Annotated in this window: 18 protein-coding genes; all 18 read left to right on the top strand. The window is 33.5% G+C overall.

The features are described from left to right. Nucleotides 1-27: 27 nt before the first annotated feature. Nucleotides 28-909, top strand: a complete 882-nt coding sequence (gene tsf / locus IDG63_RS02560) for a translation elongation factor Ts (protein ID WP_000201387.1) — start codon at nucleotides 28-30, stop codon at nucleotides 907-909. Nucleotides 910-1,045: 136 nt separating this feature from the next. Further along, nucleotides 1,046-1,768: a UMP kinase gene (gene pyrH, locus IDG63_RS02555; protein WP_000057330.1), complete on the top strand. Its 723-nt coding sequence runs from the start codon at nucleotides 1,046-1,048 to the stop codon at nucleotides 1,766-1,768. Nucleotides 1,769-1,786: 18 nt separating this feature from the next. Further along, nucleotides 1,787-2,341, top strand: a complete 555-nt coding sequence (gene frr / locus IDG63_RS02550; RefSeq protein ID WP_001280006.1) for a ribosome recycling factor — start codon at nucleotides 1,787-1,789, stop codon at nucleotides 2,339-2,341. A gap of 372 nt (nucleotides 2,342-2,713) precedes the next feature. Next, nucleotides 2,714-3,484, top strand: coding sequence for an isoprenyl transferase (locus IDG63_RS02545; protein WP_086095891.1), 771 nt, complete (start codon nucleotides 2,714-2,716; stop codon nucleotides 3,482-3,484). Nucleotides 3,485-3,490: 6 nt separating this feature from the next. After that, nucleotides 3,491-4,273, top strand: a complete 783-nt coding sequence (locus IDG63_RS02540) for a phosphatidate cytidylyltransferase (RefSeq protein ID WP_000868412.1) — start codon at nucleotides 3,491-3,493, stop codon at nucleotides 4,271-4,273. A gap of 211 nt (nucleotides 4,274-4,484) precedes the next feature. Continuing rightward, nucleotides 4,485-5,771: an RIP metalloprotease RseP gene (rseP, locus tag IDG63_RS02535; protein ID WP_000121116.1), complete on the top strand. Its 1,287-nt coding sequence runs from the start codon at nucleotides 4,485-4,487 to the stop codon at nucleotides 5,769-5,771. Nucleotides 5,772-5,790: 19 nt separating this feature from the next. After that, nucleotides 5,791-7,494: a proline--tRNA ligase gene (locus tag IDG63_RS02530; RefSeq protein WP_206176351.1), complete on the top strand. Its 1,704-nt coding sequence runs from the start codon at nucleotides 5,791-5,793 to the stop codon at nucleotides 7,492-7,494. A gap of 263 nt (nucleotides 7,495-7,757) precedes the next feature. Further along, nucleotides 7,758-12,068 (top strand): PolC-type DNA polymerase III, encoded by a 4,311-nt coding sequence (locus tag IDG63_RS02525; protein WP_016169070.1) that lies wholly within the window; start codon nucleotides 7,758-7,760, stop codon nucleotides 12,066-12,068. Nucleotides 12,069-12,357: 289 nt separating this feature from the next. After that, nucleotides 12,358-12,825, top strand: coding sequence for a ribosome maturation factor RimP (gene rimP, locus IDG63_RS02520; RefSeq protein WP_000036631.1), 468 nt, complete (start codon nucleotides 12,358-12,360; stop codon nucleotides 12,823-12,825). A 20-nt stretch (nucleotides 12,826-12,845) separates the two neighbouring features. Next, on the top strand, nucleotides 12,846-14,021 hold the full coding sequence (gene nusA / locus IDG63_RS02515) for a transcription termination factor NusA (protein ID WP_000097462.1): 1,176 nt from the start codon (nucleotides 12,846-12,848) through the stop codon (nucleotides 14,019-14,021). A 20-nt stretch (nucleotides 14,022-14,041) separates the two neighbouring features. After that, nucleotides 14,042-14,326, top strand: coding sequence for an RNase P modulator RnpM (rnpM, locus tag IDG63_RS02510; protein WP_000727423.1), 285 nt, complete (start codon nucleotides 14,042-14,044; stop codon nucleotides 14,324-14,326). Next, entirely contained in the window at nucleotides 14,323-14,640 is a 318-nt protein-coding gene (locus IDG63_RS02505; protein ID WP_000020853.1) for a YlxQ family RNA-binding protein, read from the top strand. The genes rnpM and IDG63_RS02505 overlap by 4 nt, the downstream gene beginning before the upstream one ends. A 4-nt stretch (nucleotides 14,641-14,644) precedes the next feature. Continuing rightward, nucleotides 14,645-16,762: a translation initiation factor IF-2 gene (gene infB, locus IDG63_RS02500; RefSeq protein WP_000043635.1), complete on the top strand. Its 2,118-nt coding sequence runs from the start codon at nucleotides 14,645-14,647 to the stop codon at nucleotides 16,760-16,762. A gap of 385 nt (nucleotides 16,763-17,147) precedes the next feature. Continuing rightward, nucleotides 17,148-17,498 (top strand): 30S ribosome-binding factor RbfA, encoded by a 351-nt coding sequence (gene rbfA, locus IDG63_RS02495; RefSeq protein ID WP_000097322.1) that lies wholly within the window; start codon nucleotides 17,148-17,150, stop codon nucleotides 17,496-17,498. A 169-nt stretch (nucleotides 17,499-17,667) separates the two neighbouring features. Continuing rightward, nucleotides 17,668-18,585 (top strand): tRNA pseudouridine(55) synthase TruB, encoded by a 918-nt coding sequence (gene truB, locus IDG63_RS02490; protein WP_000282305.1) that lies wholly within the window; start codon nucleotides 17,668-17,670, stop codon nucleotides 18,583-18,585. A 14-nt stretch (nucleotides 18,586-18,599) separates the two neighbouring features. Continuing rightward, nucleotides 18,600-19,571 carry a riboflavin biosynthesis protein RibF gene (ribF, locus tag IDG63_RS02485; protein WP_000864185.1) on the top strand — a complete coding sequence of 324 codons (972 nt, stop codon included), beginning with the start codon at nucleotides 18,600-18,602 and terminating at the stop codon, nucleotides 19,569-19,571. 114 nt (nucleotides 19,572-19,685) lie between these two features. After that, nucleotides 19,686-19,955, top strand: a complete 270-nt coding sequence (gene rpsO, locus IDG63_RS02480) for a 30S ribosomal protein S15 (protein WP_001018328.1) — start codon at nucleotides 19,686-19,688, stop codon at nucleotides 19,953-19,955. 369 nt (nucleotides 19,956-20,324) lie between these two features. Further along, nucleotides 20,325-22,421, top strand: a complete 2,097-nt coding sequence (pnp, locus tag IDG63_RS02475) for a polyribonucleotide nucleotidyltransferase (protein ID WP_000076693.1) — start codon at nucleotides 20,325-20,327, stop codon at nucleotides 22,419-22,421. The last annotated feature ends 196 nt before the right edge of the window (nucleotides 22,422-22,617 follow it).

Raw genomic sequence — 22,617 nt, 5'->3', positions numbered from 1 at the left:
AATGATAACTTATTGGAGGAATAATGAATGGCAACTATTTCAGCAAAACTTGTTAAAGAATTACGTGAAAAAACTGGCGCGGGTATGATGGATTGTAAAAAAGCGCTAACTGAAACTGATGGTGACATCGATAAAGCGATTGACTACCTACGTGAAAAAGGTATTGCTAAAGCAGCTAAAAAAGCAGACCGTATTGCGGCTGAAGGTTTAGTACATGTAGAAACTAAAGGTAACGACGCAGTTATCGTTGAAATCAACTCTGAAACAGACTTTGTTGCTCGTAACGAAGGTTTCCAAGAGTTAGTTAAAGAAATCGCTAATCAAGTATTAGATACAAAAGCTGAAACTGTTGAAGCTTTAATGGAAACAACTTTACCAAATGGTAAATCAGTTGATGAAAGAATTAAAGAAGCAATTTCAACAATCGGTGAAAAATTAAGTGTTCGTCGTTTTGCTATCAGAACTAAAACTGATAACGATGCTTTCGGCGCTTACTTACACATGGGTGGACGCATTGGTGTATTAACAGTTGTTGAAGGTTCAACTGACGAAGAAGCAGCAAGAGACGTTGCTATGCATATCGCTGCAATCAACCCTAAATATGTTTCTTCTGAACAAGTTAGCGAAGAAGAAATCAACCACGAAAGAGAAGTTTTAAAACAACAAGCATTAAATGAAGGTAAACCAGAAAACATCGTTGAAAAAATGGTGGAAGGACGTTTACGTAAATACTTACAAGAAATTTGTGCTGTAGATCAAGACTTCGTTAAAAACCCTGATGTAACAGTTGAAGCTTTCTTAAAAACAAAAGGTGGAAAACTTGTTGACTTCGTACGCTATGAAGTAGGCGAAGGTATGGAAAAACGCGAAGAAAACTTTGCGGATGAAGTTAAAGGACAAATGAAATAATCTGTCATAAAGTAAAACAAGGAAGAAGACACCTTTAATGTTGCTTTATTAAAATGTAAATCATTCTAATAAAACGACAACTGTGTCTTCTTTACTTGTATATGTTACATATATTCACGATAGAGAGGATAAGAAAATGGCTCAAATTTCTAAATATAAACGTGTAGTTTTGAAACTAAGTGGTGAAGCGTTAGCTGGAGAAAAAGGATTTGGCATAAATCCAGTAATTATTAAAAGTGTTGCTGAGCAAGTGGCTGAAGTTGCTAAAATGGACTGTGAAATCGCAGTAATCGTTGGTGGCGGAAACATTTGGAGAGGTAAAACAGGTAGTGACTTAGGTATGGACCGTGGAACTGCTGATTACATGGGTATGCTTGCAACTGTAATGAATGCCTTAGCATTACAAGATAGTTTAGAACAATTGGATTGTGATACACGAGTATTAACATCTATTGAAATGAAGCAAGTGGCTGAACCTTATATTCGTCGTCGTGCAATTAGACACTTAGAAAAGAAACGCGTAGTTATTTTTGCTGCAGGTATTGGAAACCCATACTTCTCTACAGATACTACAGCGGCATTACGTGCTGCAGAAGTTGAAGCAGATGTTATTTTAATGGGCAAAAATAATGTAGATGGTGTATATTCTGCAGATCCTAAAGTAAACAAAGATGCGGTAAAATATGAACATTTAACGCATATTCAAATGCTTCAAGAAGGTTTACAAGTAATGGATTCAACAGCATCCTCATTCTGTATGGATAATAACATTCCGTTAACTGTTTTCTCTATTATGGAAGAAGGAAATATTAAACGTGCTGTTATGGGTGAAAAGATAGGTACGTTAATTACAAAATAAATTTAGAGGTGTAAAATAATGAGTGACATTATTAATGAAACTAAATCAAGAATGCAAAAATCAATCGAAAGCTTATCACGTGAATTAGCTAATATCAGTGCAGGAAGAGCTAATTCAAATTTATTAAACGGCGTAACAGTTGATTACTATGGTGCACCAACACCTGTACAACAATTAGCAAGCATCAATGTTCCAGAAGCACGTTTACTTGTTATTTCTCCATACGACAAAACTTCTGTAGCTGACATCGAAAAAGCGATAATAGCGGCTAACTTAGGTGTCAACCCAACAAGTGATGGTGAAGTGATACGTATTGCAGTACCTGCCTTAACAGAAGAGCGTAGAAAAGAGCGCGTTAAAGATGTTAAGAAAATTGGTGAAGAAGCTAAAGTATCTGTTCGAAATATTCGTCGTGATATGAATGATCAGTTGAAAAAAGATGAAAAAAATGGCGACATTACTGAAGATGAGTTGAGAAGTGGTACTGAAGATGTTCAGAAAGCAACAGACAATTCAATAAAAGAAATTGATCAAATGATTGCTGATAAAGAAAAAGATATTATGTCAGTATAAAACTAATATACAATGACATATTAAAATGCCAGTATTAAACGATAATGTAACATTTAAAATGGGCATGTTTAATTAAATCAAAGATGCATGTGATAATTTAAATTCACAATGAGCATAAAAATGGTGTTTAAACAAGTTAATTAAACATATACTTTATAAATAATAGGCATTAGGTATATTGCTATAATAAAGTTATGTAATTTTTAACCTCAGTATGTATGTCACATTTCTGGTGTAAACTGTACCGAGTCAGACTTTGGTACAGTTTTTTTATTTGCTTATTCAATGCATTAAATGAGTATGATAAAATGATAATGATTGTTTAGTAACTTATACTATATGACAGAGATGATCAGGCTCGGAGGAAAGACCATGTTTAAAAAGCTAATAAATAAAAAGAACACTATAAATAATTATAATGAAGAATTAGACTCGTCTAATATACCTGAACATATCGCTATTATTATGGATGGTAATGGGCGATGGGCTAAGAAGCGAAAAATGCCTAGAATTAAAGGCCATTACGAAGGTATGCAAACAATAAAAAAAATTACTAGGATAGCTAGTGATATTGGTGTTAAGTACTTAACTTTATATGCCTTTTCCACTGAAAATTGGTCAAGACCTGAAAGTGAAGTAAATTATATTATGAATTTGCCTGTCAATTTCTTAAAGACATTCTTACCGGAACTAATTGAAAAAAATGTCAAAGTTGAAACAATTGGATTTACTGATAAGTTGCCAAAATCAACGATAGAAGCAATTAATAATGCTAAAGAAAAGACAGCTAATAATACCGGCTTAAAATTAATATTTGCAATTAATTATGGTGGCAGAGCAGAACTTGTTCATAGTATTAAAAATATGTTTGACGAGCTTCATCAACAAGGTTTAAATAGTGATTTCATAGATGAAACATATATAAACAATCATTTAATGACAAAAGACTATCCTGATCCAGAGTTGTTAATTCGTACTTCAGGAGAACAAAGAATAAGTAATTTCTTGATTTGGCAAGTTTCGTATAGTGAATTTATCTTTAATCAAAAATTATGGCCTGACTTTGACGAAGATGAATTAATTAAATGTATAAAAATTTATCAGTCACGTCAAAGACGCTTTGGCGGATTGAGTGAGGAGTAGTATAGTATGAAAGTTAGAACGCTGACAGCTATTATTGCCTTAATCGTATTCTTGCCTATCTTGTTAAAAGGCGGCCTTGTGTTAATGATATTTGCTAATATATTAGCATTGATTGCATTAAAAGAATTGTTGAATATGAATATGATTAAATTTGTTTCAGTTCCTGGTTTAATTAGTGCAGTTGGTCTTATCATCATTATGTTGCCACAACATGCAGGGCCATGGGTACAAGTAATTCAATTAAAAAGTTTAATTGCAATGAGCTTTATTGTATTAAGTTATACTGTCTTATCTAAAAACAGATTTAGTTTTATGGATGCTGCATTTTGCTTAATGTCTGTGGCTTATGTAGGCATTGGTTTTATGTTCTTTTATGAAACGAGATCAGAAGGATTACATTACATATTATATGCCTTTTTAATTGTTTGGCTTACAGATACAGGGGCTTACTTGTTTGGTAAAATGATGGGTAAACATAAGCTTTGGCCAGTAATAAGTCCGAATAAAACAATCGAAGGATTCATAGGTGGCTTGTTCTGTAGTTTGATAGTACCACTTGCAATGTTATATTTTGTAGATTTCAATATGAATGTATGGATATTACTTGGAGTGACATTGATTTTAAGTTTATTTGGTCAATTAGGTGATTTAGTGGAATCAGGATTTAAGCGTCATTTCGGCGTTAAAGACTCAGGTCGTATACTACCTGGACACGGTGGTATTTTAGACCGATTTGACAGCTTTATGTTTGTGTTACCATTATTAAATATTTTATTAATACAAGCTTAATGCTGAGAACAAATCAATAAACGTAAAGAGGAGTTGCTGAGATAATTTAATGAATCTCAGAACTCCTTTTGAAAATTATACGCAATATTAACTTTGAAAATTAGACGTTATATTTTGTGATTTGTCAGTATCATATTATAATGACTTATGTTACGTATACAGCAATCATTTTTAAAATAAAAGAAATTTATAAACAATCGAGGTGTAGCGAGTGAGCTATTTAGTTACAATAATTGCATTTATTATTGTTTTTGGTGTACTAGTAACTGTTCATGAATATGGCCATATGTTTTTTGCGAAAAGAGCAGGCATTATGTGTCCAGAATTTGCGATCGGTATGGGACCGAAAATTTTTAGTTTTAGAAAAAACGAAACACTTTACACTATTAGGTTATTGCCTGTTGGTGGATATGTTCGTATGGCAGGAGATGGCTTAGAAGAGCCACCAGTCGAGCCCGGTATGAACGTTAAAATTAAACTGAATGAAGAAAATGAAATAACACATATCATATTAGATGATCATCATAAGTTTCAACAAATTGAAGCAATCGAAGTTAAAAAATGTGATTTTAAAGATGACTTATTCATAGAAGGTATCACTGCTTATGATAACGAAAGACATCATTTTAAAATTGCTAGAAAGTCTTTCTTTGTTGAAAATGGTAGCTTAGTTCAAATTGCTCCGAGAGACAGACAATTTGCACATAAAAAGCCATGGCCGAAATTTTTAACATTATTTGCGGGACCGTTATTTAACTTTATATTAGCTTTAGTCCTATTTATTGGTCTTGCATATTATCAAGGCACGCCTACGTCTACTGTAGAACAAGTCGCAGATAAGTATCCAGCTCAACAAGCAGGATTACAAAAAGGTGATAAGATCGTCCAAATTGGCAAATATAAAATATCTGAATTTGATGATGTTGATAAGGCGTTAGATAAAGTTAAAGATAATAAGACGACTGTTAAATTTGAACGTGATGGTAAAACAAAGTCAGTTGAATTAACACCTAAAAAGACTGAAAAAAAACTGACTAAAGTAAGTTCAGAGACGAAGTATGTTCTCGGATTCCAACCAGCGAGTGAACATACACTTTTTAAACCAATTGTATTCGGATTTAAAAGCTTTTTAATCGGTAGTACTTATATTTTTACAGCTGTAGTCGGTATGTTGGCTAGTATATTTACGGGCGGATTCTCATTTGATATGTTAAATGGTCCGGTTGGTATTTATCATAACGTCGACTCAGTTGTTAAAGCAGGTATCATTAGCTTAATTGGTTACACTGCGTTGTTAAGTGTAAACTTAGGTATTATGAATTTAATTCCTATTCCTGCACTAGACGGTGGTCGTATTTTATTTGTTATATATGAAGCGATTTTCAGAAAACCAGTTAATAAAAAAGCGGAAACAACGATTATTGCTATTGGTGCCATTTTCATGGTCGTTATTATGATATTAGTAACGTGGAATGATATTCGACGATATTTCTTATAATTTAGGAGGATAAATAATTATGAAGCAATCCAAAGTTTTTATACCAACGATGCGTGATGTGCCATCAGAAGCAGAAGCACAAAGTCATCGTTTATTATTGAAATCGGGTTTGATAAAACAAAGTACAAGTGGGATTTATAGTTATTTACCGCTAGCAACACGTGTGTTAAATAATATTACTGCAATTGTGCGACAAGAAATGGAACGTATCGATTCTGTTGAAATTTTAATGCCAGCGTTACAACAAGCTGAATTATGGGAAGAATCAGGACGTTGGGGTGCATATGGCCCAGAATTAATGCGTTTACAAGATAGACATGGAAGACGATTTGCATTAGGTCCAACACATGAAGAATTAGTTACATCAATAGTAAGAAATGAATTGAAATCATACAAACAATTACCGATGACATTATTCCAAATTCAATCTAAATTCCGTGATGAAAAGAGACCACGTTTTGGTTTACTTCGTGGGCGTGAATTTATTATGAAAGATGCGTATTCATTCCATGCTGACGAGGCATCATTAGATCAAACGTATCAAGATATGTATCAAGCGTATAGCCGTATTTTTGAGAGAGTGGGCATTAACGCAAGACCAGTAGTTGCAGATTCAGGTGCTATAGGCGGTAGCCATACACATGAATTTATGGCATTAAGTGCTATCGGTGAGGATACAATCGTTTACAGTAAAGAAAGTGACTATGCTGCTAATATCGAAAAAGCAGAAGTCGTTTACGAACCAAATCATAAGCATACTACTGTGCAACCTTTAGAAAAAATTGAAACACCAAATGTTAAGACTGCGCAAGAATTGGCAGACTTCTTAGGTAGACCAGTAGATGAAATCGTTAAAACGATGATTTTCAAAGTTGATGGCGAATATATTATGGTTTTAGTGCGTGGCCATCATGAAATTAATGACATTAAATTAAAATCTTATTTCGGCACAGATAATATTGAATTAGCAACACAAGACGAAATTGTTAATTTAGTTGGTGCAAATCCGGGTTCACTAGGTCCTGTTATTGATAAAAAAATCAAAATTTATGCAGATAATTTTGTGCAAGATTTAAATAATTTAGTTGTCGGTGCTAACGAAGATGGCTATCACTTAATTAATGTAAATGTAGGTAGAGACTTCAACGTTGATGAATATGGCGATTTCCGTTTTATTTTAGAAGGCGAAAAGTTAAGTGATGGTTCAGGCGTTGCACATTTTGCTGAAGGTATTGAAGTTGGTCAAGTATTCAAATTGGGTACTAAGTATTCAGAATCAATGAATGCTACATTCTTAGATAACCAAGGAAAAGCTCAACCTTTAATTATGGGTTGTTACGGAATTGGAATTTCTAGAACACTAAGTGCGATTGTTGAACAAAATCACGATGATAATGGAATTGTTTGGCCTAAATCAGTTACTCCGTTTGATTTACATTTAATTTCTATTAATCCTAAGAAAGATGATCAACGAGAACTAGCAGATGCACTATATGCTGAATTTAATACTAAATTTGATGTGTTGTACGATGATCGTCAGGAACGTGCAGGTGTCAAATTTAATGATGCCGATTTAATTGGTTTACCACTGCGAATTGTTGTTGGTAAACGTGCATCGGAAGGTATTGTAGAAGTTAAAGAACGTTTAACAGGTGATAGCGAAGAAGTTCACATTGATGACTTAATGACTGTCATTACAAATAAATATGATAACTTAAAATAATTAAGATCGAATGAATTATAAGAGTAGGAAAAAGCTGAAAGAAATCTGATGCTTATGTCCTGCTCTTATTATTTTTGATATAATGATTATTCGATGAAAAATGACTGAAGACATAGTATAATTAAAGATAAATTTGTTTTAACAATATAATGATTAGCCAAATATAAAGCATTTAATTTTCTATCATTACTATGCTCACATAATCTAAATATTGTTCGAACACGTAAAAGTAATTTCTATTTAAGGTGGTAATTGTCTTGGCAATGACAGAGCAACAAAAATTTAAAGTGCTTGCTGATCAAATTAAAATTTCAAATCAATTAGATGCTAAAATTTTAAATTCAGGTGAACTGACACGTATAGATGTTTCTAACAAAAACAGAACATGGGAATTTCATATTACATTACCACAATTCTTAGCTCATGAAGATTATTTATTATTTATAAATGCAATAGAGCAAGAGTTTAAAGATATCGCCAACGTTACATGTCGTTTTACGGTAACAAATGGCACGAATCAAGATGAACATGCAATTAAATACTTTGGGCACTGTATTGACCAAACAGCTTTATCTCCAAAAGTTAAAGGTCAATTGAAACAGAAAAAGCTTATTATGTCTGGAAAAGTATTAAAAGTAATGGTATCAAATGACATTGAACGTAATCATTTTGATAAGGCATGCAATGGAAGTCTTATCAAAGCGTTTAGAAATTGTGGTTTTGATATCGATAAAATCATCTTCGAAACAAATGATAATGATCAAGAACAAAACTTAGCTTCTTTAGAAGCACATATTCAAGAAGAAGACGAACAAAGTGCACGATTGGCAACAGAGAAACTTGAAAAAATGAAAGCTGAAAAAGCGAAACAACAAGATAACAACGAAAGTGCTGTCGATAAGTGTCAAATTGGTAAGCCGATTCAAATTGAAAATATTAAACCAATTGAATCTATTATTGAGGAAGAGTTTAAAGTTGCAATAGAGGGTGTCATTTTTGATATAAACTTAAAAGAACTTAAAAGTGGTCGTCATATCGTAGAAATTAAAGTGACAGACTATACTGACTCATTAGTTTTAAAAATGTTTACTCGTAAAAACAAAGATGATTTAGAACATTTTAAAGCGCTAAGTGTTGGTAAATGGGTTAGGGCTCAAGGTCGTATTGAAGAAGATACATTTATTAGAGATTTAGTTATGATGATGTCTGATATTGAAGAGATTAAAAAAGCGACGAAAAAAGATAAGGCTGAAGAAAAGCGTGTAGAATTCCACTTGCATACTGCAATGAGCCAAATGGATGGTATACCCAATATTGGTGCGTATGTTAAACAGGCAGCAGACTGGGGACATCCAGCCATTGCAGTTACAGACCATAATGTTGTGCAAGCATTTCCAGATGCTCACGCAGCAGCGGAAAAACATGGCATTAAAATGATATACGGTATGGAAGGTATGTTAGTTGATGATGGTGTTCCGATTGCATACAAACCACAAGATGTCGTATTAAAAGATGCTACTTATGTTGTGTTCGACGTTGAGACAACTGGTTTATCAAATCAGTATGATAAAATCATCGAGCTTGCAGCTGTGAAAGTTCATAACGGTGAAATCATCGATAAGTTTGAAAGGTTTAGTAATCCGCATGAACGATTATCGGAAACGATTATCAATTTGACGCATATTACTGATGATATGTTAGTAGATGCCCCTGAGATTGAAGAAGTACTTACAGAGTTTAAAGAATGGGTTGGCGATGCGATATTCGTAGCGCATAATGCTTCGTTTGATATGGGCTTTATCGATACGGGATATGAACGTCTTGGATTTGGACCATCAACGAATGGTGTTATCGATACTTTAGAATTATCTCGTACGATTAATACTGAATATGGTAAACATGGTTTGAATTTCTTAGCTAAAAAATATGGCGTAGAATTAACGCAACATCACCGTGCCATTTATGATACAGAAGCAACAGCTTACATTTTCATAAAAATGGTTCAACAAATGAAAGAATTAGGCGTATTAAATCATAACGAAATCAACAAAAAACTCAGTAATGAAGATGCATATAAACGTGCAAGACCTAGTCATGTCACATTAATTGTACAAAACCAACAAGGTCTTAAAAATCTATTTAAAATTGTAAGTGCATCATTGGTGAAGTATTTCTACCGTACACCTCGAATTCCACGTTCATTGTTAGATGAATATCGTGAGGGATTATTGGTAGGTACAGCGTGTGATGAAGGTGAATTATTTACGGCAGTTATGCAGAAGGACCAGAGCCAAGTTGAAAAAATTGCCAAATATTATGATTTTATTGAAATTCAACCACCGGCACTTTATCAAGATTTAATTGATAGAGAGCTTATTAGAGATACTGAAACATTACATGAAATTTATCAACGTTTAATACATGCAGGTGACACAGCGGGTATACCTGTTATTGCGACAGGAAATGCACACTATTTGTTTGAACATGATGGTATCGCACGTAAAATTTTAATAGCATCACAACCCGGCAATCCACTTAATCGCTCAACTTTACCGGAAGCACATTTTAGAACTACAGATGAAATGTTAAACGAGTTTCATTTTTTAGGTGAAGAAAAAGCGCATGAAATTGTTGTGAAAAATACAAACGAATTAGCAGATCGAATTGAACGTGTTGTTCCTATTAAAGATGAATTATACACACCGCGTATGGAAGGTGCTAACGAAGAAATTAGAGAACTAAGTTATGCAAATGCGCGTAAACTGTATGGTGAAGACCTGCCTCAAATCGTAATTGATCGATTAGAAAAAGAATTAAAAAGTATTATCGGTAATGGATTTGCGGTAATTTACTTAATTTCGCAACGTTTAGTTAAAAAATCATTAGATGATGGATACTTAGTTGGTTCCCGTGGTTCAGTAGGTTCTAGTTTTGTAGCGACAATGACTGAGATTACTGAAGTAAACCCGTTACCGCCACACTATATTTGTCCGAACTGTAAAACGAGTGAATTTTTCAATGATGGTTCAGTAGGATCAGGATTTGATTTACCTGATAAGACGTGTGAAACTTGTGGAGCGCCACTTATTAAAGAAGGACAAGATATTCCGTTTGAAACATTTTTAGGATTTAAGGGAGATAAAGTTCCTGATATCGACTTAAACTTTAGTGGTGAATATCAACCGAATGCCCATAACTACACAAAAGTATTATTTGGTGAGGATAAAGTATTCCGTGCAGGTACAATTGGTACTGTTGCTGAAAAGACTGCTTTTGGTTATGTTAAAGGTTATTTGAATGATCAAGGCATCCACAAAAGAGGTGCTGAAATAGATCGACTCGTTAAAGGATGTACAGGTGTTAAACGTACAACTGGACAGCATCCAGGGGGTATTATTGTAGTACCTGATTACATGGATATTTATGATTTTACGCCGATACAATATCCTGCCGATGATCAAAATTCAGCATGGATGACGACACATTTTGATTTCCATTCTATTCATGATAATGTATTAAAACTTGATATACTTGGACACGATGATCCAACAATGATTCGTATGCTTCAAGATTTATCGGGCATTGATCCAAAAACGATACCTGTAGATGACAAAGAAGTCATGCAAATATTTAGTACACCTGAAAGTTTAGGTGTTACTGAAGATGAAATTTTATGTAAAACAGGTACGTTTGGGGTTCCAGAATTCGGTACAGGGTTCGTGCGTCAAATGTTAGAAGATACAAAGCCAACAACATTTTCTGAATTAGTTCAAATCTCAGGATTATCTCATGGTACAGATGTGTGGTTAGGCAATGCTCAAGAATTAATTAAAACCGGTATATGTGATTTATCAAGTGTAATTGGTTGTCGTGATGATATCATGGTTTATTTAATGTATGCTGGTTTAGAACCATCAATGGCTTTTAAAATAATGGAGTCAGTACGTAAAGGTAAAGGTTTAACTGAAGAAATGATTGAAACGATGAAAGAAAATGAAGTGCCGGATTGGTATTTAGATTCATGTCTTAAAATTAAGTACATGTTCCCTAAAGCCCATGCAGCAGCATACGTTTTAATGGCAGTACGTATCGCATATTTCAAAGTACATCATCCACTTTATTACTATGCATCTTACTTTACAATTCGTGCGTCAGACTTTGATTTAATCACGATGATTAAAGATAAAACAAGCATTCGAAATACTGTAAAAGACATGTATTCTCGCTATATGGATCTAGGTAAAAAAGAAAAAGACGTATTAACAGTCTTGGAAATTATGAATGAAATGGCGCATCGAGGTTATCGCATGCAACCGATTAGTTTAGAAAAGAGTCAGGCGTTCGAATTTATCATTGAAGGCGATACACTTATTCCGCCGTTCATATCAGTGCCTGGGCTTGGCGAAAACGTTGCGAAACGAATTGTTGAAGCTCGTGACGATGGCCCATTTTTATCAAAAGAAGATTTAAACAAAAAAGCTGGATTATCTCAGAAAATTATTGAGTATTTAGATGAGTTAGGCTCATTACCGAATTTACCAGATAAAGCTCAACTTTCGATATTTGATATGTAAAATGAAATAATCAAGGTATTTATTTAATGCGTATGGCGTAGTTAAAGAAATACAAAATTGTTGCTGGACATAAAATTATGCCTGTATTTCTTTTCAACGTCTTACGAGTCTATTCGAATGTAATGGTGAAATAAATGAACAAACTTTTACAAGAATCTCTGATTAATAGTGAAGTCATTTGTTTCAAGCATAAACTTATGCTATAATTAAGTTGCTTAAAAATTAGTGAACTCAGGCAGAAGAGTGGGAGATTCCCGCTCTTTTCTATTTGCCAAAAAGGGAGGCCTGTATGAGTAAAATTACAGAACAAGTAGAAGTGATTGTTAAACCAATTATGGAAGACTTGAATTTTGAACTTGTAGACGTTGAATATGTCAAAGAGGGTAGAGATCATTTTCTTAGAATCTCTATTGATAAAGAAGGTGGCGTAGATTTAAATGATTGTACGCTAGCTTCTGAAAAAATAAGTGAAGCTATGGATGCAAATGATCCTATTCCTGAAATGTATTATTTAGACGTAGCGTCACCTGGTGCAGAACGTCCAATTAAAAAAGAACAAGATTTCCAAAATGCAATAACTAAACCTGTATTTGTTTCTTTATATGTACCAATTGAAGGTGAAAAGGAATGGTTAGGCATTTTACAAGAAGTCAATAATGAAACAATTGTAGTACAAGTTAAAATCAAAGCAAGAACGAAAGATATAGAGATACCGAGAGACAAAATAGCAAAAGCACGTCACGCAGTTATGATTTAACGTGATGAGGAGGAAAAAACGTGTCAAGTAATGAATTATTATTAGCTACTGAGTATTTAGAAAAAGAAAAGAAGATTCCTAGAGCAGTATTAATTGATGCTATTGAAGCAGCTTTAATTACTGCATACAAAAAGAATTATGATAGTGCAAGAAATGTCCGTGTGGAATTAAATATGGATCAAGGTACTTTCAAAGTTATCGCTCGTAAAGATGTTGTTGAAGAAGTATTTGACGACAGAGATGAAGTGGATTTAAGTACAGCGCTTGTTAAAAACCCTGCATATGAAATTGGTGATATATACGAAGAAGATGTAACACCTAAAGATTTTGGTCGTGTAGGTGCTCAAGCAGCGAAACAAGCAGTAATGCAACGTCTTCGTGATGCTGAACGTGAAATTTTATTTGAAGAATTTATAGACAAAGAAGAAGACATACTTACTGGAATTATTGACCGTGTTGACCATCGTTATGTATATGTGAATTTAGGTCGTATCGAAGCTGTTTTATCTGAAGCAGAAAGAAGTCCTAACGAAAAATATATTCCTAACGAACGTATCAAAGTATATGTTAACAAAGTGGAACAAACGACAAAAGGTCCTCAAATCTATGTTTCTCGTAGCCATCCAGGTTTATTAAAACGTTTATTTGAACAAGAAGTTCCAGAAATTTACGATGGTACTGTAATTGTTAAATCAGTAGCACGTGAAGCTGGCGATCGCTCTAAAATTAGTGTCTTCTCTGAAAACAATGATATAGATGCTGTTGGTGCATGTGTTGGTGCTAAAGGCGCACGTGTTGAAGCTGTTGTTGAAGAGCTAGGTGGTGAAAAAATCGACATCGTTCAATGGAATGAAGATCCAAAAGTATTTGTAAAAAATGCTTTAAGCCCTTCTCAAGTTTTAGAAGTTATTGTTGATGAAACAAATCAATCTACAGTAGTTGTTGTTCCTGATTATCAATTGTCATTAGCGATTGGTAAAAGAGGACAAAACGCACGTCTAGCTGCTAAATTAACCGGCTGGAAAATTGATATTAAATCAGAAACAGATGCGCGTGAAGCGGGTATCTATCCAGTAGTTGAAGCTGAAAAAGTAACTGAAGAAGATGTTGCTTTAGAAGATGCTGACACAACAGAATCAACCGAAGAGGTAAATGATGTTTCAGTTGAAACAAATGTAGAGAAAGAATCTGAATAATAGGTTGGAGTGAAGTATCTATGAAAAAGAAAAAAATTCCGATGCGAAAATGTATTCTTTCAAATGAAATGCATCCCAAAAAAGATATGATTCGTGTTGTTGTTAATAAAGAAGGCGAAATCTTTGCGGATGTTACTGGAAAGAAACAAGGCCGTGGCGCATATGTTTCTAAAGATGTTGCTATGGTTGAAAAAGCACAACAAAAAGAAATTTTAGAAAAATATTTTAAAGCATCTAAAGAGCAATTGGATCCTGTTTACAAAGAAATTATTAGATTAATTTATAGAGAAGAGATCCCAAAATGAGTATAGATCAAATATTAAACTTTTTAGGATTAGCAATGAGAGCTGGTAAAGTAAAAACAGGTGAATCAGTCATTGTTAATGAGATTAAAAAAGGAAATTTGAAGCTCGTTATTGTTGCAAATGATGCGTCTGATAATACAGCTAAATTAATTACAGATAAATGTAAGAGTTACAAAGTTCCATTCAGAAAGTTTGGAAATCGAAATGAATTGGGAATAGCACTTGGAAAAGGTGAGCGTGTTAATGTAGGGATTACTGACCCAGGCTTTGCTAAAAAGTTGCTATCAATGATAGATGAATATCATAAGGAGTGATTATATGAGTAAACAAAGAATTTACGAATATGCGAAAGAATTAAATCTAAAGAGTAAAGAGATTATAGATGAGTTAAAAAGCATGAATATTGAGGTTTCAAATCATATGCAAGCTTTGGAAGATGACCAAATTAAAGCATTAGATAAAAAGTTCAAAAAAGAACAAAAGAACGACAATAAACAAAGCACTCAAAATAATCACCAAAAATCAAACAATCAAAACCAAAATAAAGGGCAACAAAAAGATAACAAAAAGAATCAACAACAAAATAATAAAGGCAACAAAGGCAATAAAAAGAATAATAGAAATAATAAGAAAAATAACAAGAATAATAAACCACAAAATCAACCAGCTGCTCCAAAAGAAATACCATCAAAAGTGACATATCAAGAAGGTATTACAGTAGGCGAATTTGCGGATAAATTAAATGTTGAATCATCAGAAATTATCAAAAAATTATTCTTACTTGGTATTGTTGCTAATATCAATCAATCATTAAATCAAGAAACAATCGAATTAATTGCCGATGATTATGGCGTTGAGGTTGAAGAAGAAGTTGTGATTAATGAAGAAGATTTATCAATCTACTTCGAAGACGAAAAAGATGATCCAGAAGCAATTGAGAGACCAGCAGTTGTAACAATTATGGGACATGTTGACCATGGTAAAACGACTTTATTAGATTCAATTCGTCATACAAAAGTTACAGCAGGTGAAGCAGGCGGAATCACTCAACATATTGGTGCATATCAAATTGAAAACGATGGCAAAAAAATCACTTTCTTAGATACACCGGGACATGCTGCATTTACAACGATGCGTGCGCGTGGTGCACAAGTAACAGATATTACAATTTTAGTAGTTGCAGCTGACGATGGTGTTATGCCACAAACAATTGAAGCAATTAACCATGCTAAAGAAGCAGAAGTACCAATTATTGTTGCAGTAAATAAAATTGATAAACCAACTTCAAACCCTGATCGAGTTATGCAAGAATTAACTGAATATGGTTTAATTCCTGAAGATTGGGGCGGCGAAACAATTTTCGTTCCACTTTCTGCATTAAGTGGTGATGGTATCGACGATTTATTAGAAATGATAGGATTAGTTGCAGAAGTTCAAGAACTTAAAGCAAATCCTAAAAACCGTGCTGTTGGTACAGTTATCGAAGCTGAATTAGATAAATCACGTGGTCCTTCTGCATCATTATTAGTACAAAATGGTACATTAAATGTTGGTGATGCGATTGTAGTTGGTAATACTTACGGCCGTATCCGTGCAATGGTTAATGACTTAGGTCAAAGAATCAAAACGGCTGGTCCATCAACGCCTGTTGAAATTACAGGTATTAATGATGTGCCACAAGCTGGGGATCGCTTTGTTGTATTTAGTGATGAAAAACAAGCTCGTCGTATTGGTGAATCAAGACACGAAGCTAGCATTGTACAACAACGTCAAGAAAGTAAAAATGTTTCATTAGATAACCTATTTGAACAAATGAAACAAGGTGAAATGAAAGATTTAAACGTTATTATTAAAGGTGATGTTCAAGGTTCTGTTGAAGCTTTAGCTGCATCATTAATGAAAATTGATGTTGAAGGCGTAAATGTTCGTATCATTCATACAGCGGTTGGTGCAATTAATGAGTCAGACGTGACACTTGCTAATGCCTCAAATGGTATTATCATTGGTTTCAATGTTCGTCCAGACAGTGGTGCAAAACGTGCTGCAGAAGCTGAAAATGTTGATATGCGTTTACACAGAGTTATTTATAATGTTATCGAAGAAATTGAATCAGCGATGAAAGGTTTACTTGATCCAGAATTTGAAGAACAAGTTATCGGACAAGCTGAAGTTCGTCAAACATTCAAAGTTTCTAAAGTTGGTACTATTGCTGGATGTTATGTTACTGAAGGTAAAATTACGCGAAATGCTGGTGTACGTATTATTCGTGATGGTATTGTTCAATATGAAGGCGAATTAGATACACTTAAACGTTTCAAAGATGATGCTAAGGAAGTTGCAAAAGGTTATGAATGTGGTATTACAATTGAAAACTACAATGACCTTAAAGAAGGCGATGTTATCGAAGCATTTGAAATGGTTGAAATTAAGCGTTAATTAAATAAATTACAAGCTAAAAGTATAGTTAAGATTGATATGCTCCCTATAAATATTGCACTTTTTAAGTGTCTACTTTATAGGGAGCATATTTGATACTAGCTTTTGGTTTTTTATTAGAATAGATTACCTATTAAAAGTTACGTTATATGGACATGATTTTGTATAAAATTTTGTGGTGGCCTAGAATGATTTTTAATGACAAAATATAATGTCGACTATTATTGGAAAATTTTCTGTTGAAATGCCTATCTTACGGCAAACTTTATTTGATTTTATAGGCTTAATTTATTAAAATAACGTGTGAGCTAAAATAATTGTTTAAGCATTGTTACACTAAAAAATGCAAATAACAATTGAACTTAAAGATAAAGAGGTGACAAGAATGAGCAGTATGAGAGCAGAGCGTGTTGGTGAACAAATGAAGAAGGAATTAATGGATATCATCAACAATAAAGTCAAAGATCCTCGAGTTGGTTTTATTACAATTACAGATGTTGTTTTAACAAATGATTTATCGCAGGCTAAAGTATTTTTAACTGTATTAGGTAACGATAAAGAAGTAGAAAATACATTTAAAGCACTTGATAAAGCAAAAGGCTTCATTAAGTCTGAATTAGGTTCTAGAATGCGATTACGTATTATGCCGGAATTAATGTATGAATATGATCAATCAATCGAATATGGTAATAAAATTGAACGAATGATTCAAGATTTACACAAACAAGATAGATAATTTAGTGTTAGGTATCTGGAAAATGTTTGATAATTTCTTAATATCGGTATATTAACATTAAACAGTTAATACATAGATGTGTAGAAATAGTTAACATTTTCCAGTTTTTTTATGAATAAATTCAGTTGATACGCTATTAAAATATATTTTAAAAAAAGAAGGTGACTATATGTATAATGGGATATTACCAGTATATAAAGAGCGCGGTTTAACAAGTCATGACGTTGTATTCAAATTGCGTAAAATATTAAAAACTAAAAAAATAGGTCACACGGGTACGCTTGATCCCGAAGTTGCAGGCGTGTTACCGGTATGTATAGGTAATGCAACGAGAGTTAGTGATTATGTTATGGATATGGGCAAAGCTTATGAAGCAACTGTATCGATAGGAAGAAGTACAACGACTGAAGATCAAACGGGTGATACATTGGAAACAAAAGGTGTACACTCAGCAGATTTTAATAAGGACGATATTGACCGATTGTTAGAAAGTTTTAAAGGTATCATTGAACAAATTCCGCCGATGTACTCATCCGTCAAAGTAAATGGTAAAAAATTATATGAATATGCGCGTAATAATGAAACAGTTGAAAGACCAAAGCGTAAAGTTAATATTAAAGACATTGGGCGTATATCTGAATTAGATTTTAAAGAAAATGAGTGTCATTTTAAAATACGCGTCATCTGTGGTAAAGGTACATATATTAGAACGCTAGCAACTGATATTGGTGTGAAATTAGGCTTTCCGGCACATATGTCGAAATTAACACGAATCGAGTCTGGTGGATTTGTGTTGAAAGATAGCCTTACATTAGAACAAATAAAAGAACTTCATGAGCAGGATTCATTGCAAAATAAATTGTTTCCTTTAGAATATGGATTAAAGGGTTTGCCAAGCATTAAAATTAAAGATTCGCACATAAAAAAACGTATTTTAAATGGGCAGAAATTTAATAAAAATGAATTTGATAACAAAATTAAAGACCAAATTGTATTTATTGATGATGATTCAGAAAAAGTATTAGCAATTTATATGGTACACCCTACAAAAGAATCAGAAATTAAACCTAAAAAAGTCTTTAATTAAAGGAGATAGAATTTATGAAAGTCATAGAAGTGACACATCCTATACAATCAAAACAGTATATTACAGAGGATGTTGCAATGGCATTCGGATTTTTCGATGGCATGCATAAAGGTCATGACAAAGTCTTTGATATATTAAACGAAATAGCTGAGGCACGCAGTTTAAAAAAAGCGGTGATGACATTTGATCCGCATCCGTCTGTCGTGTTGAATCCTAAAAGAAAACGAACAACGTATTTAACGCCACTTTCAGATAAAATCGAAAAAATTAGCCAACATGATATTGATTATTGTATAGTGGTTAATTTTTCATCTAGGTTTGCTAATGTGAGCGTAGAAGATTTTGTTGAAAATTATATAATTAAAAATAATGTAAAAGAAGTCATTGCTGGTTTTGATTTTACTTTTGGTAAATTTGGAAAAGGTAATATGACTGTACTTCAAGAATATGATGCGTTTAATACGACAATTGTGAGTAAACAAGAAATTGAAAATGAAAAAATTTCTACAACTTCTATTCGTCAAGATTTAATCAATGGTGAGTTGCAAAAAGCGAATGATGCTTTAGGCTATATATATTCTATTAAAGGCACTGTAGTGCAAGGTGAAAAAAGGGGAAGAACTATTGGCTTCCCAACAGCTAACATTCAACCTAGTGATGATTATTTGTTACCTCGTAAAGGTGTTTATGCTGTTAGTATTGAAATCGGCACTGAAAATAAATTATATCGAGGGGTAGCTAACATAGGTGTAAAGCCAACATTTCATGATCCTAACAAAGCAGAAGTTGTCATCGAAGTGAATATCTTTGACTTTGAGGATAATATTTATGGTGAACGAGTGACCGTGAATTGGCATCATTTCTTACGTCCTGAGATTAAATTTGATGGTATCGACCCATTAGTTAAACAAATGAACGATGATAAATCGCGTGCTAAATATTTATTAGCAGTTGATTTTGGTGATGAAGTAGCTTATAATATCTAGAGTTGCGTATAGTTATATAAACAATCTATACCACACCTTTTTCTTAGTAGGTCGAATCTCCAACGCCTAACTCGGATTAAGGAGTATTCAAACATTTTAAGGAGGAAATTGATTATGGCAATTTCACAAGAACGTAAAAACGAAATCATTAAAGAATACCGTGTACACGAAACTGATACTGGTTCACCAGAAGTACAAATCGCTGTACTTACTGCAGAAATCAACGCAGTAAACGAACACTTACGTACACACAAAAAAGACCACCATTCACGTCGTGGATTATTAAAAATGGTAGGTCGTCGTAGACATTTATTAAACTACTTACGTAGTAAAGATATTCAACGTTACCGTGAATTAATTAAATCACTTGGTATCCGTCGTTAATCTTAATATAACGTCTTTGAGGTTGGGGCATATTTATGTTCCAACCTTAATTTATATTAAAAAAGCTTTTTACAAATATTAACATTTATTATATGTTAAGCTAATATTGAGTGAATAATAAGGTTACAATGAGATAAAGATGATATAAGTACACCTAGAGTAATAATCAAGATATTAAAAATAAAGTATGTTTTTTTAAAAAATATAACTTATATTTATACTGATAAGGGTGGGACGATAAGTCTATTTTGTAAATAATAGATGGATATCCCGCTCTCTTTTTTTCCAATTCAATATTTTATAACTAATATTAAAATACGATAATAAATGATATGATATAACTATTAGATTCAAGAGAGGAGATTTATAATGTCTCAAGAAAAGAAAGTTTTTAAAACTGAATGGGCAGGAAGATCTTTAACGATTGAAACAGGGCAATTAGCTAAACAAGCAAATGGCGCTGTATTGGTTCGTTATGGAGATACAGTCGTGTTATCGACGGCAACTGCATCAAAAGAACCTCGTGATGGAGATTTCTTCCCATTAACAGTGAACTATGAAGAAAAAATGTACGCTGCGGGTAAAATTCCTGGTGGATTTAAAAAGAGAGAAGGACGTCCTGGTGACGATGCAACATTAACTGCGCGATTAATTGATAGACCAATTAGACCTTTATTCCCTAAAGGATATAAGCATGATGTTCAAATTATGAACATGGTATTAAGTGCAGATCCTGATTGTTCACCACAAATGGCTGCAATGATTGGTTCATCTATGGCGCTTAGTGTGTCGGATATTCCATTCCAAGGGCCAATCGCCGGTGTAAATGTGGGTTATATTGACGGTAAATATATCATTAACCCAACAGTAGAAGAAAAAGAAGTTTCTCGCTTAGACCTTGAAGTAGCTGGTCATAAAGATGCAGTAAACATGGTAGAGGCAGGCGCTAGTGAGATTACTGAACAAGAAATGTTAGAGGCGATCTTCTTTGGTCATGAAGAGATTCAACGTTTAGTTGATTTCCAACAACAAATCGTCGACCACATTCAACCTGTTAAACAAGAATTTATTCCAGTAGAGCGTGATGAAGCGCTAGTTGAACGTGTCAAATCTTTAACCGAAGAAAAAGGACTTAAAGAAACAGTTTTAACATTTGATAAACAACAACGAGATGAAAATCTTGATAACTTAAAAGAAGAAATCGTCAATGAATTTATCGATGAAGAAGATCCAGAGAATGAATTACTTATTAAAGAAGTTTATGCAATTTTAAATGAATTAGTGAAAGAAGAAGTTCGACGTTTAATTGCAGATGAAAAAATTAGACCAGACGGCCGTAAACCTGATGAAATCCGTCCATTAGATTCTGAAGTTGGTATTTTACCTAGAACGCATGGTTCAGGTCTATTTACACGTGGTCAGACTCAAGCACTTTCAGTTTTAACATTAGGTGCTTTAGGCGATTATCAATTAATTGATGGTTTAGGACCTGAAGAAGAAAAAAGATTCATGCATCATTACAACTTCCCGAATTTTTCAGTAGGTGAAACTGGTCCAGTACGTGCGCCAGGTCGTCGTGAAATTGGACATGGTGCGTTAGGTGAAAGAGCATTAAAATATATTATTCCTGATACTGCTGATTTCCCATATACAATTCGTATTGTAAGTGAGGTACTTGAATCAAACGGTTCATCATCTCAAGCGTCAATTTGTGGATCAACATTAGCATTAATGGATGCGGGCGTACCGATTAAAGCACCAGTTGCTGGTATTGCTATGGGCCTTGTTACACGTGAAGATAGCTATACGATTTTAACTGATATCCAAGGTATGGAAGATGCATTAGGTGATATGGACTTTAAAGTCGCTGGTACTAAAGAAGGTATTACAGCAATTCAAATGGATATTAAAATTGACGGTTTAACGCGTGAAATTATCGAAGAGGCTCTAGAACAAGCGAGACGTGGTCGTTTAGAAATAATGAATCATATGTTACAAACAATTGATCAACCACGTACTGAATTAAGTGCTTACGCGCCAAAAGTTGTAACTATGACAATTAAACCAGATAAGATTAGAGATGTTATCGGACCTGGTGGTAAAAAAATTAACGAAATTATTGATGAAACAGGCGTTAAATTAGATATTGAACAAGATGGTACTATCTTTATTGGTGCCGTTGATCAAGCTATGATAAATCGCGCTCGTGAAATCATTGAGGAAATTACACGTGAAGCGGAAGTAGGTCAAACTTATCAAGCCACTGTTAAACGTATTGAAAAATACGGTGCGTTTGTAGGCCTATTCCCGGGTAAAGATGCGTTGCTTCACATTTCACAAATTTCAAAAAATAGAATTGAAAAAGTGGAAGATGTATTAAAAATCGGTGACACAATTGAAGTTAAGATTACTGAAATTGATAAACAAGGTCGAGTAAATGCTTCACACAGAGCATTAGAAGAATAATATTTAAAGTCATATGACGACAATGTATCGTCATGTGATTTTTTTATGCCATTTTTTACGAAGTGATCCATTTTGAATTTGTTGTATTGAACATTTTAAAACGCTTTATTATTTTGTGTGCAACTGTTAATTATCCTGTATGTATAGTGAATAATAGTGTACATCAAGTGTTTTTTAACTTATAATGAATAGTGAG

Source organism: Staphylococcus sp. EG-SA-14, from assembly GCF_017151935.1.
In the GTDB taxonomy this organism is placed as follows: Bacteria; Bacillota; Bacilli; order Staphylococcales; family Staphylococcaceae; genus Staphylococcus; species Staphylococcus aureus.
The sequence above is the reverse complement of the archived record's forward strand: the minus strand, read 5'-3'. Positions and strand labels throughout refer to the sequence as shown.